Raw genomic sequence first — 13,774 nt, forward strand, 5'->3', positions numbered from 1 at the left:
ACTACTAACCTAAACAATCTATTTTTGTTTTTTGATGATGCAAAGTTAGTACTGTTTTCGCACACACACAAGAAAAATGGAATAAAAATATATAGAAGCGGTGCTGTTTTTGATACATATCAAGCATTCGTGCTTTTTTTATAGTTAATGGACATTTTTATATAAGGTGATATACTAAGTAAGGCTTACTTGTAGAATGTAAGTGTTATAGCATTATACTTTTAGTAATCTATATCCTATGAAGCCACCAATTATGGAAGCTACAAATATGCCTATTTTGGCTTGTATATGGAAATTAGGTTCAGCAAAAGCTAACGATGCTACAAAAATGGACATAGTAAAACCTATAGAAGCTAAGAAGCCTATACCAAAGATGCGTCGCCATGACATATCTTGTGATAATTTGCCTAACCCTACTTTTGTTAATACCCATACGGCAACCACAATGCCAAGTGGTTTTCCTATTAACAATCCCATCATAACCCCTATGCTGATGTTATTAGAAAAGATGCTTGTAATGTCCATATCTATAAAGTTGACCCCGGCATTTGCTAAGGCAAAAATAGGCATTATAACGAAAGAGACAAAGGAGTGCATACCATGTTCGAGGCGTTGTAGTGGTGGAAGGGCATTTATGGCTTCAGCTTTTACCTGAGTAATAATTTCTACCTGTTCGTGTTCTAAGGTTCTTACATCATTACCTTCAGCCTGAGCGAAGAGCCTTATCTGGCGGCGTAGCCGAGCCATGAAGGTGGCTTCAGGTATTTTTGCATCAGCAGGTATCATAAAAGCTGCTAACACAGCGGCTATTGTAGCATGAATACCCGACATTAAAAAGGCTGTCCACACACCACAAACTCCCAGTAGTCCGTAAAATAACACACTTTTTACCCCCATCTTATTAGCTATCATCATTATTAGCAGAAACGCTACTCCTATAACAATATTTATAAAAGATATATTAGAAGTATAGAAGAGGGCTATCACTATAACTGACCCAAGGTCGTCTACTATGGCTAAAGTAGTTAAGAATACTTTTATAGATAGTGGCACTTTGTCGCCTAACATATATACTAAAGCAAGTGCAAAGGCTATATCTGTAGCCATAGGTATTCCCCAGCCGTTAGATACTTCAGTACCGAAATTGAGTGATAGAAAGATGCTTGCAGGTACTATCATACCCATAATGGCTGCTCCTATAGGTAAGGTTACTTTTCTTATGTCGCGTAGCTCACCACCAATAAACTCACGTTTGAGCTCTAAGCCTACTACAAAGAAAAATAGCGACATAAGCCCGTCATTAATCCAGTGCTCTATAGAAAAGTTAAAATACTGCTTGCCGTTTACAATAAAACCTAAATGGTATTCAAAGAAATGAGCAAAAGCGGTGCGCCAAGGTGAGTTAGCCATGATAAGAGCTATTACTACGGCGACTGCTAATACTATTCCGCCAGACTTTTCTTGTCGCATAAATTGTGTTATGGGAAAGAATACTTTTTTATTTAAAGTGTTCATGAGATAGTTAATGTTTTGATGTTTTAAATTATATTATTAATAAAAAATATCCTGAAAATGTTGTTTAATAAAATAGTTTTGGATTGGCAAAGTTAATAAAAACATTAGGTTTGGCAAGAGCGAAAGATAGGGAAAAATATCTTATAAAGATTCTTTTATAACTTTTTACAGTCATATCAAGCTAAAAAAGTAGTAACTTTGTACCCTCGTATGCTTATCGCGTAGCTTGTCCCATGTATATTGTTCTTATGTAAGGGTGTTAGCTATAAAATAATAAAAAAGAAATGTCGTATCATTTATCAACTTACACAACACATTATAAAAATCTTATTTTTTTAGGTGTGCCTATCATAGTAGGGCAGTTAGGTAATATTATTTTGTCCTTTGCCGATACTCTTATGGTGGGTCATCATAGCACATACGAGCTGGCTGCTGCGGCTTTTGTAAATAATGTTTTTGCGTTGGCTATACTTATGTCGTTGGGTTTTTCGTATGCAATTACGCCTATCGTGGGCAAGCTTTTTGGGCAAGGTAGACCTTCGCGTATAGGCGAAGTAATGAAAAATGCTTTTGTTGCTAACACTGTTACTGCCATAATACTGATGGTAGCAATGGGGATATTATATCTTAATGTAGAGCATTTAGGACAGCCAAAAGAGTTGTTACCTCTTATAAAGGATTATTACCTTATACAGTATGTATCATTGCCATTTATCTCATGGTTTAACACTTTTAAGCAGTTTTTTGATGGTATCACAGACACGCTTACAGCTATGTGTGTTATCGTAGTGGGTAACGTGATGAACATCTTTGGTAACTGGGTGCTGATATTTGGGCATTTTGGCTTTCCTGATATGGGGCTTAATGGGTCCGGACTTTCTACTTTGTTTGCACGTGTTGTAATGGCTTTAATCCTTTTTACTCTTTTTAGAAGGCATAGACGTTATAAGGTGTATGCTGAAGGTTGGTGTAAAGGAAAGCTTTCATGGGCAGATTTTAAAGAACAAAACTCTTTAGGCTGGCCTCTCTCTTTCCAAATGGGATTAGAGGCAGCTGCTTTTGGAGCTTCGAGCATTATGGTAGGGTGGATAGGAACTATAGCTCTTGCAGCTCATCAGGTTATGCTTACTATATCCCAGCTTGGCTATATGATATATTATGGTTTAGCCGCTGCGGTAGCTGTGCGCACAAGTAACTTTGCCGGGCGTAAAGACTGGGGTGCAGTATGGATAACCTCGAGAGCCGGGCTTCATCTCATTTTGCTTTTAGCCTTTATTACCTGTATACCCATCTTTTGTTGTAGGCATATCATAGGGGGGATTTTTACGGATAATGTGCAGGTGCAGCAGCTTGTTGCTATGCTGGTAGTGCCTTTTATGATATACCAGTTTGGCGATGGTATGCAGGTAAATTATGCTAATTCGCTGCGTGGAATAGGGTATGTAAAACCACTTATGGGTGTAGCTTTTGTGTCTTATTTTCTTACCTCTTTGTCTATGTCTTATCTTTTAGGTATATATTTTCATGGAGGTATTGTTGGTGTGTGGGCAGCCTTTCCTATATCGCTCACATTAGCAGGCATTCTTTATTATTATTATTATAGGAAAGGAATGAGCCGAATGGAGCAAGCATCATGATATAAAGGCTTTTGCCTTAGGGTAGAGAAACGAAAAAGGTGCGGAAAGCAAATGTCTGTTTATTTGCTTTCCGCACCCTTTTGTTTTGTATGTTATTTATGTGCAGAAAAAGCTGCAAATACTTTTTCGGCTATTTCCTTTTGCTCTTCATTGCTTATTGTAACATGAGAATGAAAGTTAGCATCTTCTTCTTTGTTTATAGGCAAAAGATGTATGTGAGCATGGTTTACTTCTAAGCCATACACGGCTTGAGCTATCTTCTTACAAGGTATCACCTCTTTAAGAGCCTTGGCTACACGCTTTGCAAAGATCTGAAAGTCAGCCAAGTCGTCGTCTTCCATGTCGAATATATAGTCTATCTCTTTACGAGGAATTACCAGTGTGTGCCCCTTTGTTACAGGATTGATGTCGAGAAAAGCATAAAACTTGTCATTTTCAGCACATTTATAACTTGGTATTTCGCCTGCGGCAATTTTGCTAAAGATACTCATAATAACCTCCTTTTTTTTATTTATGCATCAATAGAAATCTTATCTATTCTTAGTTTTATTGTTCCGCGAGGGATTGTTATCTCGGCTATATCGCCCACCTTTTTGTTTAAGAGTCCTTGCGCAATAGGTGTCTTAATAGATATCTTGCCCTGCTTAATATTAGCCTCTGTTTCGCTTACAATGGTGTAAGTCATCTTTGTTTGGTTATCGATGTTGGTCATCTCTACTGTAGAAAGTATCTGTACAGCTTCAGTGCTTAAGCGTGAAGTGTCTACTATCTTAGCTTCGGCTAAAGTTTTTTTCATCTCAAGTATCTTTGCTTCAAGGTGGCGTTGTGCTTCCTTTGCAGCATCGTATTCTGAGTTTTCACTTAAATCGCCCTTATCGGCTGCTTCTGCTATAGCTGCCGATGCCTTTGGACGCTCTACGGATTCAAGTTGTTTAAGGTCTTCAACGAGCTTGTCATAGCCCTCTTGTGACATGTATGCCATAATTATTTCGTGTTATATATATTAATTCTACTTGTTTTAAACAGATATAAAAATAAAAGAATTCCAACACGTATTGCTTGCTGTCAGAATCCCTATAAATCTTTTTACCCATAAAATGATGCTACAAAGGTAGACAATGTTTTTTATATAACCAATAGTTTATAGCTTTATTTAATTATTATTGTTTTTTTTAGATAAAGTGCTTTTGTTCAGATATAAATGTTTAACTTTGCACACATAAATAAAACATAAAGCTATAATATCTCTTTATGTTATGATGTAAAGAGTAATGTATAAGGTAATGGATAATTTTTTCAGTGTATATATGTATAAGCTAAAACGATATGGTGCGTTATGCTTAAGCACAAGTTTTGCTTGCCTAAAAGGATTGGGTAAAAAGATATATACATCAAGTAAACTGTTAATATTAGTTATTACCCCCCCCGTTATTTAACCTTTTTTATCAATTTGCGATTAAAAGTGCTTCTTCTTTGGTCTTTTCATAGGGCTGAGCAGGGCTGTATTGTCGTGTCTCTGGATATGTTATGTTTAAAAAAACATCTCTTTTCTTTTGCAAAAAGGATAGGTTTTAAGCTCTTAAAAAGGCTAAGGGTTATGCTTTATAGCTTATGTATTACGTATAAATGCTTATATAAAAATATTTCATTACAACATAATAATTTTTCTTATTTAAAAAAACATGCATAAAGACAGCAAAAGAAAGTGTTTGTATATACCGCCTACCTGTGAGGTAATAAAGATGGAAGCGTCTAATATTATGGAGGCTTCGGGTAACTTGGAAGGTTTTCATTATGACGGTACTTTGAACGGAGATGAAGGAGATGGCCCACAAAACTCTGGTAATAGAAGTGCTGAAGAAGAAAATAATATAATACATTATATAAAGAAATGAATAAAATGCAGATACTATTAAGACAGAAAACAATGGTTAAAACATTAGGGATAATGATGGTTTTGGCAGTTGTTAATATCATGTTTGCCTCATGCAGTGATGAGGGTATAGCTGGGAAAACTAAGATTTTAAATAAAGTAGAGGGTAAGGACGGCATTGAGCTTGCACAGTCTACTGTTTCTATAACTGCAGATGCAGGAATGCAGTTGCCTGATGTAAGTAAGCCTATAGACCCTACTATAGAGCCAACAAGCCGTGCTGTTTCTCTCAACGAGAAATATATGCCTTTAGCAGAAGGCTCTGAGCTTAAAGCAAGAGTTTTTATTGTTAAAGAGCCTGATAAGCCAAGAAAGAAGATAGGTTGGAGCGATGCCATTGACCCTAAAGATATTATTTTAGGTGCTGGAGAGCTGGAATGGGACATACAACAAACTATGCCCGGCGGTGGTGTGAGGTTATATTCTACAAAGGAAGTAACTTTTCACTGGCTAAAAGGTAATAATAAAGTGAATATTAAGAAGGGAGAAAACTGGTATATATGTGGTATTATAGGAGGAGAATATAATAAGGAATACGATGAAGCGCGTAATAATACTAAGCTTAAAGAGGCTGAACGTAAGCTTGCCGAGAGGCTTTATCATTTCTATGTAGACTTCGATCCTAACCATTCGCCTAAGCATAACACTATAGATAGTAAAGGGCACATACAGGTAACAGCACCGTTTACAACGGGGTGGACTAAGTTAGACATAAAAGAAGACAACAAGATAAGCTTGCATCAGTGGAACTTTAAACCTATGGGAACGCTGTTACATTTTCGTATTAAGCGCGATGAGAAGTTGGTGCCACTTGAGGCATGTAGATATACTTTTGCCAGCTCGCAGCTTACGGCTAATGGTGGATTTCTTATGATGCCACAAACCATGATTAGAACAAAGGATGATGACTTAAAAGAAGATTACACAGCTGGGGTAGACTGTGAGATACGCCCATGGAATAATAGCATAGAAGGTAACTTTTTCTGGAATTATGTATACGATATGCGTCCGCATTTTAATAACACTTCCACTCAGACAGGATACGAGGAAAGTAAACATGCTAATGATTGGGGTCCTGCTATATATGAGTATAGATATACCTTTGACGCAAACGCTATGCGTAAAAATAACAAGACTGGTTATGACGACTTTTATGTATGGGGTATGCCTGTGCCTCACACAGAGCAGGTGGGTACCTCGCAGATGACTGCCGAGCGTGGAGGCTTTATGCTTGGTTGTAAGCAGAAAAAAGGTAAAAAATACGATTATGCTAACGAATGGCTTTATGCAGCTAAAGAGCGTGAACTAAAGTCGGGGGAATATAATATTTTCGACTTTAAGCAAAAGCCAGGAAAAGCCTTCTTAGTAGAGCTTGGAGTATGCCGCCCACGGTATAGCACTATGGAAGGCGGAAAGCTAAAATATCCATGGGCAAACCCTCTTGAGCGTCTTGCTGTAACTAATAGCCGCACAGAGAGTAAGGGCTTTCATGGAGATAACCTTCAGCATACTAATGAAAAGGAAGTAGGGTATGTATCTGATTGGTCAGTTAAGGGTGGTCAGTTTAAGATGCGCTTTATAAAGAAAGATAGAAGCTATCTACCTGAAGGCTATCATGTACCAAGTAGTGAGGATTTTGGAATATGCTTCCCTAATATAATTAAAAGCATATATGAAATAAAATTGTATAAAGACCTTTTCAAATATTCTGATATAAATTCAGCACCTAACCCATACTATGAGCTATATAGCCCTAACGAAGATGACACAAGAGAGCCTATTTCTGATGCTGGTGGGAACGATGCTTATAGAGAAGATAAGTTTTGGCAAACCAGGCCATTGTTTTATGGCTACTATATGCATAACCCTAACAACCCTCTTGAGTTTTATGCTATACGCTTTTGTGGAGACAACAAAGAGGCATCAAAGATAGAGAATAGAAACCGTAGCATCATAGGTAACCGTTACAGGTGTGTGTATCGCTGGCGTGTGCTTGATGCAGGAGGTGATAATAACTTAAGCAGCGACAATAGAGGTATGCGTATTGTTGTGCAGAGCCGATGGATAGGGCATGCTAATGTTAGCGTAAAAGATATTATAGACGAGCGTTGGTGGGGTCAGTGTTCGACGCAGAACCCTTTATATAAGGCAGATTGTTACCGTGTGTTGCCTGCTGTGGGGTATCCATATAGTATATCAAAAAAGATTTGGAGTATAACTTTCTTCACGAGAGTACATAATAAATATTATGTTGGCCAAGGCATTAGAGATGATGAATCTGGTAATAATACCATGTATTATAGAGTTTATAATAGGGAGGGAATTACTCGTAAGTTTTGGCTAAATAATACGCAGCACTATGGTGTACGCTTGGTAACTGATATAAGCACTGACGAGTTCGGACCGCTTGCGCCACGCAAGAATCAAAAAGATGAGAAGGAAGGCTACCTTATTCATCGCCCAGAAGACGATGGGAAAAGTGATTGGACTTATCCCGTAAAGAAGAAATAATCTTTTTTTTTTAAATAGTTAGCGGTATGGTATAAAAGAAAGATATGTGGTTAGAGATAGCTAAAAGAAAAGCTATGATTATCTTTCTTTTTACAAACCGTTAGCTATAAATGAGCTATAGATGAGCATTTAAGAGGAAGGAAAATAAAGACGAAAAAGAAAAATAAGCTATTTTTATACTAAAAATAATCTAAAAATGCTTTTAAAATAATTTATTTTTCCTCGCTAAACCTTTCCTTTTACTGCTTTAACTTTTGCCTTTTACAGCTTTAAGTGTAGGCTTTTTTCTCAGAAAGGTTGTTTTATAGGCTTATAAGGCTTTAAAGAGAGAGTTAGGTTAAACCCAAATCGATCATTAGAATAGTTTAGGGCTTGTCTATCTATTTACCGAAACTTATGAGATGTCTTTTTGCCTTATTTTAGCTTTATTTTGCCTATATTTGCAGTTACATAGCCCGCTATGCTCCTTTGATATATGCAAAATAAATCACAAAATAAGCTCAAAAAATACATTCTCATTCTAACGACCGATTTGGGTTAAAACAACGAAAAGGGCTAAAACCATATATAGGTTTTAGCCCTTAATCATAACATCTGAGAAATGTTTACTGGAAACAAACAACAATATGTGTGCTTCTTACTTTCTATCTCCTAAAAAGCGTAATAGGTATAAGAAGAGATTAACGAAGTCGAGGTACAGACTTAAAGCCCCAATGAGAGCTACTTTTTGTGCCTGCTCGTTAACATCGCCTACTAAAGATAGCTGTTTTTTAATGTTCTGTGTGTCCCATGCTGTTAGTCCGGTGAAGATTAATACACCAAATGCGCTAACTATGAGGTCCATCATAGAGCTTTTTAGAAAGATGTTGACCACACCTGCTATTATAAGTCCTATGACAGCCATCATGAGAATGCTGCCCAAGCGCGATAAGTCGCGTTTTGTAGCATATCCTATAAGAGCCATAGCACCAAATGTTCCTGCTGTGATAAGGAATGTTTTTGTTATAGATGCTATGTTATAAGCCATAAATATCCAGCCTAATGTAGCCCCATTGATAATAGAAAACAATATAAACCACATTGTAGCGCTTTGCAGTGATAGCCTGTTTATGCGTGCCGATACATAAAAAACAATGCCTACCTCAATGATGGCACATATTAAAATGGGCATTCTGCTTGTGCGAAACATTTGCATCATGGCAGGCGACGTGCTTAAAAAGTAGGCTGTGATGCCTGTTATAACAAGTGCCATGGTCATCCATGTAAATACTTTGCGCATTAATACCGGCATAGCTTTTTGCATAGCAAGATCGCGCTCTCTTGTGTTAGTTTGAGTAGAAAAGTTGTCAAAATTCATGTTAGCTCTTATTTTTATTTATGTTATTATTTTACATCAGCATATAGCTGACATGCTTTATTTTATTTTATATCATTGATAATATTATAGATACGAACAAAAGGTGTACCATATTATGGTTTTAGGTAAGGTTTTGTGCGTGTTTTTTGTTAATTTTCATTATAGTAACTTAATAGTTAGTCTGTTATCTTTAGAAATGCTTTTTCTGTAGCTTTTTGCCCTCTTAGTGGGTTGCCTTCCACCAATGTGTGCTTTTTATAGTCTTTAGGGCTACAGGGTGTGTTGTAGGGTCTGATATGGTTAAGCCGCTATAATCTTCTACAGGTATATACTTTTCATTACCTCCGTACAAAACGCTCAAAAGCTCTTTTGTAGAAGTAGATGCTATAACGGTGCTTTGTAATGTTTGACGGAAGATAGAAAAGTCCTCTTCAGATGGCTTCATTTGTTTTACATACGACAAGATGTCAAAGAAGATAGTAGGCTTAAATCCTCCTAACTTCTGAATATAATCTTTCTGGTTATCTTGTATTGTATATTTATGGTTTAGCTTTTTCATCTGTTCTGCTAAAGGTTCAGTCTTTGAACAGTCTATAACAGAAAGTGCGCCATAAGGAAAACGATATGTATCGAAAAACTTTTTAAAAGAGCTTACTACCTCTTTATAGTTTGGTTTTTCTGGGTTAAGATGAGCATACATATCTTTGTAAGGCATACCTACGGCAAGTATCTCGCTTGTGCTTGCTATGAGATAACGGGTAACGTCTTTAAGAGCATAGGCAGTTTCTACATTTGCCATATAGCAATTGTCAAAGAGCAGGTATTGTAGCTTTATATCAGCTTGTTTTATACCACGAGCAACATCGTCTACGTCCATAGCATATTCTTTATCAGAAACACTACCTATGAAGCGTGTCATTGTAAATAGTGGTGCTTTCCATGCGGTTTTTACAGACCTGCGAGCGCGGGTAGGATATTTTTCCCATGCGTCTTTTGCTGTCCACCCTGTGCCGTGTCCACCTATAATGAGGCCGTACTTTGTTTTGCTGTCAGCGTTAGTGTAAGTCTTAACTATAGAAAGCAGCGAAGCAAGCCCCTTAGAGGTGTTAAAAGAGTATGCCGAGGTATAGGTTTTTACAATATTCTCTTTAACAGCTCCATCTTTATATGTTAATAGATAAAGTTCCGATTCTTTTGCCGACTTGCTTAGAAACACCATTATCTTTAGACCATTAGCAATGCCACCTTCTTTTTTTATTCCATCTTCAATACCTTTTATGTTGTTTTTAAAGTCTTCTAACAAGCCCGCGTAAGTATTATCGGCATTGCCAGTCCATGGCATATATACTATTAAGACACTTGAGGTAAAGGGATCGTTACCAAAGTGTGTATCTTCTTCATCTGTCTTACAACTTATTACGATTACTACTGCTATAAGAAGTAATAATAAGTGGTATAAATATTTTTTTTTCATTATTATTGTTTCAGTGTGCTGCTTAGCTCCATATTAGTTAAGGCAAAGTTACATTGTTATTTAGAATAAAACTGTGAAAATATGAATTTAAAAGGAACTTTAACGAAAATATTCTTTTTTCGTCTTCATACACTTGTTTTACAGTGTGCGTGCTTTATGCATAACGTGTCCTTATATATAGGCTTTATAGTTGTTTTTTTTAGTGGAAATAAAAGAAAATGGTTTTTATTGCAAAAGTATTTGTTTTTATGCAGTGTTTTATATAGTTTTGTATAAGAAAAGAAACGGTATGAATATTAAAAGATGAAGGTAAAAAAAAGCAGGTTAGAGGCTTTGAGGCTTATTATCTCAAGTATGGAGCTTGGGTCTCAGACAGATGTGCTTAAAGAGCTTAAGAAGAGGGGTTATAAGCTTACCCAAGCTACATTGAGCAGAGACCTAAGACAGCTAAAGGCAGCAAGGGCTGCCTCACATGATGGTAAGTATGTGTATGTATTACCTAATGAGACAACCTATAAGCGTGTATCTACACCGTTGTCTACTGGTAAGCTCTTACAGCAAGAGGGGTGCTTGTCTTTTAGTATGTCGGGGCAGTTAGCAGTGTTAAAGACGTGTAAGGGATATGCCAGCGCATTAGCCTATGATATTGATTCGGCTCATATAGATGGTATATTAGGTACGATAGCAGGTTATGATACCATATTTATAGCTGTCAGAGAAGGTATGTCTAAGGAAGAGGTAGAGGCTAAGTTTGCTATGATCATACCAGATGTTATTCATGAGGTTTAGGTGCTTACGGCTTTAAAAGTGTATATTTTTACGTTAAAAAGGAATATGGATTTATTATTAGACGCATCATGGAAAGAGGAGCTTAAAGAGGAGTTTATGAAGCCTTATTTTACAGAGCTTTATAAAAAAGTGCAGCAAGAGTATGAGCAACACACCTGTTATCCGGACAAGAGCCTCATCTTTAATGCTTTTAACCTGTGCCCTTTTAGTAAGGTTAAGGTAGTTATTCTGGGGCAAGACCCTTACCATGGGCAAGGGCAAGCTATGGGGTTAAGCTTCTCAGTGCCAGAGGGCATTAATGTTCCGCCTTCTCTAAGAAATATTTATAAAGAGGTGTTAAGCGATGTAGGTAGCCCAATACCTTTATCTGGCGACTTGACACGATGGGCAGAGCAAGGTGTTTTATTGCTAAATGCCACGCTAACTGTGCGTGCGCAGAAAGCAAATAGTCATAAAAAGATAGGGTGGGGCATGTTTACTAATGAAGTAATAAAGATATTAAGCCAGAGAAAAGAGCATTTGGTCTTTATGCTTTGGGGCAGGTTTGCATGTTCTAAGAGAGCTTTTATAGATACTACTAAGCATTGTATTTTAGACAGTTCTCACCCTTCACCATTGTCAGCAAATCGTGGAGGGTGGTTTGGTAAGCACCACTTCTCACGTTGTAACTTATATTTAAAGAGTAACGGTATAGAGGAAATAAGATGGTAAGTAGAGATACTTTTTCGGAGCAGATAGTTCTGGTGGGTAATGTTTATGTCTCAACTAAGCTGTTTACAGTAAACTTTTGTTGCGATTTAGATAGTTGTCATGGGCGTTGTTGTGTGGAAGGAGAGTCTGGCGCACCTGTAACAATAGATGAGGTAATGGAAATAGAAGACTCTGTAGACGAGGTTTGGAAAGACCTTTCAGCATCTGCACAGACAGTAATAGACAAGCAGGGTGTGGCATATACTGATATAGATGGCGACCTTGTTACAAGTATAGTAAACGGAAAGGATTGTGTGTTTACCTGTTATGATAAGGAAAACTGTCTATGCTCTTTAGAAAAAAGGTACAGGGAGGGAAGTATTAGTTTTGTTAAGCCCATATCATGTGCTCTTTATCCGGTAAGGGAGAAAGACTTTCACGACGGTACTTTTGGTATAAACTATCATAAGTGGGATATATGTAAAGATGCTATAAAGAAGGGTGAAGCACTTCAGCTGCCTCTTTATAAGTTTTTGGAAGTGCCCTTAAAAAGGCGTTTTGGTGTAGAGTGGTATGACGAGTTGTCTGCCATAGGCGAGCAGATATTTTTGCTAAGGCAGGCTGAAAAGACAAAAAAGCGTAACGACGCTTGCCTCTTCTAAGAAGCTCCAAGCATCATTACGCCTAACTTTCCACCATTATATAAAGCTACTGTTTTGTTATTAAATAAAGTAAAAACTATAAATAAGGTTTTTGTTCTTATTATAAGATAGCAGCTTTTTATAAGTCGTCTATAAGCGCAGTACTCTTAGCATACGCAGTACTCTTAGCTTCAAAGAAGTCTGTCTTTACCATATTAGCATTAGAGTATTGTGCTACCCATTGCATATCGGCAGGCTCTGCTTGGTTATCTTCAAAGAGATAATCGAAGCCTAAGCTCTTCCAACGTAAGTTACCAAGGTAGCGTATGTAATCGTAGACCATCTGCTGAGTAAGCCCTTGTACATCATTACCTATAACATACTGCCCCCATGCTATTTCTTGCCTTACCCCTTCGCGCATCATCTCTTCATATACTGCTACTTTTTCTGGTGTAAAGAGGTCTGGCTCTTCTTGTTTTAGCTCTACAATGATATTACGAAATAGCCATAAGTGGGTGTTTTCATCACGATTTATATAGCGTATTTCTTGTGCAGAGCCAGGCATTTTACCATTTCTACTTAAGTTGTAGAAGAACATAAATCCGCTGTAGAAGTATATTCCCTCAAGTATAAAGTTAGCCACGCATGCTTTCATAAGGCAAAACTTATCACGATTGGCCTGAAACTCATTATAGCAGTCGCCAATAAAAGTGTTACGACGTAGTAGATGTTCATCGGTTTTCCATTGATAAAGAATATCATTTCGTTCCTCTGGTGAGCATATCGTGTCTAACATATAGCTATAGCTTTGGCTATGCACACACTCTTGAAAGGTTTGTATGTGTAAGCATAGGTTTACCTCATTGGCTGTGATATATTCGCTTATAGTAGGGAGGTTATTGCTTTGCAAAGAGTCGAGGAACACTAAAAAGCTAAGAATCTTATCATAAGCCTTGCGCTCGGCAGCAGGTAAGTTGGGGTAATCTTTTATATCTTGTGCTAAATTTATTTCTTCTGGAATCCAAAAGTTGTTCATAGCTTGTCGATACCAGTCGCTCACCCATGAGTAGCGCATGTTATTAAAGTCGTTAAGATTAGTGGAGTTGCCCCCTATCATACGACGTAATCTTAAGTCTGTGTCGCCTTGTGGATTAAATAAGGCGTTACGTTGAAGTTTAGACATATTAATAAAAAAATGAGAATTTAATAATTTGATAATGTAGTTTT

12 protein-coding genes are annotated in these 13,774 nt (G+C 37.2%); 6 read left to right on the forward strand and 6 right to left on the reverse strand.

Annotated features, from left to right (window positions below; all coding sequences use genetic code 11):
* Positions 1 to 213: 213 nt before the first annotated feature.
* Positions 214 to 1,515 (reverse strand): Na+/H+ antiporter NhaA, encoded by a 1,302-nt coding sequence (gene nhaA, locus HMPREF9018_RS03030; protein ID WP_008447959.1) that lies wholly within the window; start codon positions 1,513 to 1,515, stop codon positions 214 to 216.
* Positions 1,516 to 1,799: 284 nt separating this feature from the next.
* On the opposite strand from nhaA, the gene HMPREF9018_RS03035 reads away from it, so the two are divergent.
* Entirely contained in the window at positions 1,800 to 3,152 is a 1,353-nt protein-coding gene (locus tag HMPREF9018_RS03035; RefSeq protein WP_008447934.1) for an MATE family efflux transporter, read from the forward strand.
* 92 nt (positions 3,153 to 3,244) lie between these two features.
* Here HMPREF9018_RS03035 and HMPREF9018_RS03040 read toward each other — a convergent pair whose 3' ends face one another.
* Positions 3,245 to 3,643, reverse strand: coding sequence for an HIT family protein (locus HMPREF9018_RS03040; protein ID WP_008447964.1), 399 nt, complete (start codon positions 3,641 to 3,643; stop codon positions 3,245 to 3,247).
* A 20-nt stretch (positions 3,644 to 3,663) separates the two neighbouring features.
* Positions 3,664 to 4,134: a transcription elongation factor GreA gene (gene greA / locus HMPREF9018_RS03045; protein WP_008448036.1), complete on the reverse strand. Its 471-nt coding sequence runs from the start codon at positions 4,132 to 4,134 to the stop codon at positions 3,664 to 3,666.
* A gap of 700 nt (positions 4,135 to 4,834) precedes the next feature.
* Here greA and HMPREF9018_RS10970 point away from each other — a divergent pair.
* Both HMPREF9018_RS10970 and HMPREF9018_RS03050 read left to right on the forward strand, forming a co-directional pair.
* On the forward strand, positions 4,835 to 5,047 hold the full coding sequence (locus HMPREF9018_RS10970; protein WP_157794581.1) for a hypothetical protein: 213 nt from the start codon (positions 4,835 to 4,837) through the stop codon (positions 5,045 to 5,047).
* Positions 5,048 to 5,079: 32 nt separating this feature from the next.
* On the forward strand, positions 5,080 to 7,596 hold the full coding sequence (locus HMPREF9018_RS03050) for a hypothetical protein (RefSeq protein WP_232724633.1): 2,517 nt from the start codon (positions 5,080 to 5,082) through the stop codon (positions 7,594 to 7,596).
* Positions 7,597 to 8,233: 637 nt separating this feature from the next.
* Here the strand turns inward: HMPREF9018_RS03050 and HMPREF9018_RS03055 are convergent.
* Positions 8,234 to 8,953: a Bax inhibitor-1/YccA family protein gene (locus tag HMPREF9018_RS03055; protein ID WP_008447986.1), complete on the reverse strand. Its 720-nt coding sequence runs from the start codon at positions 8,951 to 8,953 to the stop codon at positions 8,234 to 8,236.
* Between the two features lie 223 nt (positions 8,954 to 9,176).
* Positions 9,177 to 10,427 (reverse strand): clostripain-related cysteine peptidase, encoded by a 1,251-nt coding sequence (locus HMPREF9018_RS03060; RefSeq protein ID WP_008448021.1) that lies wholly within the window; start codon positions 10,425 to 10,427, stop codon positions 9,177 to 9,179.
* A 303-nt stretch (positions 10,428 to 10,730) separates the two neighbouring features.
* Between HMPREF9018_RS03060 and HMPREF9018_RS03065 the strand changes: the two genes are divergently transcribed.
* Genes HMPREF9018_RS03065 through HMPREF9018_RS03075 form a run of 3 tightly spaced genes read left to right on the forward strand, consistent with a single transcriptional unit; the run spans position 10,731 to position 12,568 of the window.
* Entirely contained in the window at positions 10,731 to 11,216 is a 486-nt protein-coding gene (locus HMPREF9018_RS03065; protein ID WP_008447977.1) for an arginine repressor, read from the forward strand.
* Between the two features lie 45 nt (positions 11,217 to 11,261).
* The gene (gene ung, locus HMPREF9018_RS03070; RefSeq protein ID WP_008448024.1) at positions 11,262 to 11,927 is read left to right on the forward strand and encodes a uracil-DNA glycosylase; all 666 of its coding nucleotides are present in this window, start codon (positions 11,262 to 11,264) and stop codon (positions 11,925 to 11,927) included.
* Complete coding sequence (locus tag HMPREF9018_RS03075; RefSeq protein WP_008447987.1) at positions 11,921 to 12,568, forward strand: DUF3109 family protein; 648 nt, start codon at positions 11,921 to 11,923, stop codon at positions 12,566 to 12,568. The genes ung and HMPREF9018_RS03075 overlap by 7 nt, the downstream gene beginning before the upstream one ends.
* Before the next feature lie 118 nt (positions 12,569 to 12,686).
* Here HMPREF9018_RS03075 and HMPREF9018_RS03080 read toward each other — a convergent pair whose 3' ends face one another.
* Positions 12,687 to 13,730, reverse strand: a complete 1,044-nt coding sequence (locus HMPREF9018_RS03080; RefSeq protein WP_008448011.1) for a ribonucleotide-diphosphate reductase subunit beta — start codon at positions 13,728 to 13,730, stop codon at positions 12,687 to 12,689.
* Positions 13,731 to 13,774 lie beyond the last annotated feature (44 nt).

This window comes from Prevotella amnii CRIS 21A-A, from assembly GCF_000177355.1.
GTDB classification, from domain to species: Bacteria; Bacteroidota; Bacteroidia; order Bacteroidales; family Bacteroidaceae; genus Prevotella; species Prevotella amnii.

What these genes read in the sequence shown, in the direction of transcription:
- nhaA (WP_008447959.1), bottom strand. Translation starts at nt 1,515, where the DNA reads ATGAACACTTTAAATAAAAAAGTATTCTTTCCCATAACACAATTTATG.
- HMPREF9018_RS03035 (WP_008447934.1), top strand. Translation starts at nt 1,800, where the DNA reads ATGTCGTATCATTTATCAACTTACACAACACATTATAAAAATCTTATT.
- HMPREF9018_RS03040 (WP_008447964.1), bottom strand. Translation starts at nt 3,643, where the DNA reads ATGAGTATCTTTAGCAAAATTGCCGCAGGCGAAATACCAAGTTATAAA.
- greA (WP_008448036.1), bottom strand. Translation starts at nt 4,134, where the DNA reads ATGGCATACATGTCACAAGAGGGCTATGACAAGCTCGTTGAAGACCTT.
- HMPREF9018_RS10970 (WP_157794581.1), top strand. Translation starts at nt 4,835, where the DNA reads ATGCATAAAGACAGCAAAAGAAAGTGTTTGTATATACCGCCTACCTGT.
- HMPREF9018_RS03050 (WP_232724633.1), top strand. Translation starts at nt 5,080, where the DNA reads ATGGTTAAAACATTAGGGATAATGATGGTTTTGGCAGTTGTTAATATC.
- HMPREF9018_RS03055 (WP_008447986.1), bottom strand. Translation starts at nt 8,953, where the DNA reads ATGAATTTTGACAACTTTTCTACTCAAACTAACACAAGAGAGCGCGAT.
- HMPREF9018_RS03060 (WP_008448021.1), bottom strand. Translation starts at nt 10,427, where the DNA reads ATGAAAAAAAAATATTTATACCACTTATTATTACTTCTTATAGCAGTA.
- HMPREF9018_RS03065 (WP_008447977.1), top strand. Translation starts at nt 10,731, where the DNA reads ATGAAGGTAAAAAAAAGCAGGTTAGAGGCTTTGAGGCTTATTATCTCA.
- ung (WP_008448024.1), top strand. Translation starts at nt 11,262, where the DNA reads ATGGATTTATTATTAGACGCATCATGGAAAGAGGAGCTTAAAGAGGAG.
- HMPREF9018_RS03075 (WP_008447987.1), top strand. Translation starts at nt 11,921, where the DNA reads ATGGTAAGTAGAGATACTTTTTCGGAGCAGATAGTTCTGGTGGGTAAT.
- HMPREF9018_RS03080 (WP_008448011.1), bottom strand. Translation starts at nt 13,730, where the DNA reads ATGTCTAAACTTCAACGTAACGCCTTATTTAATCCACAAGGCGACACA.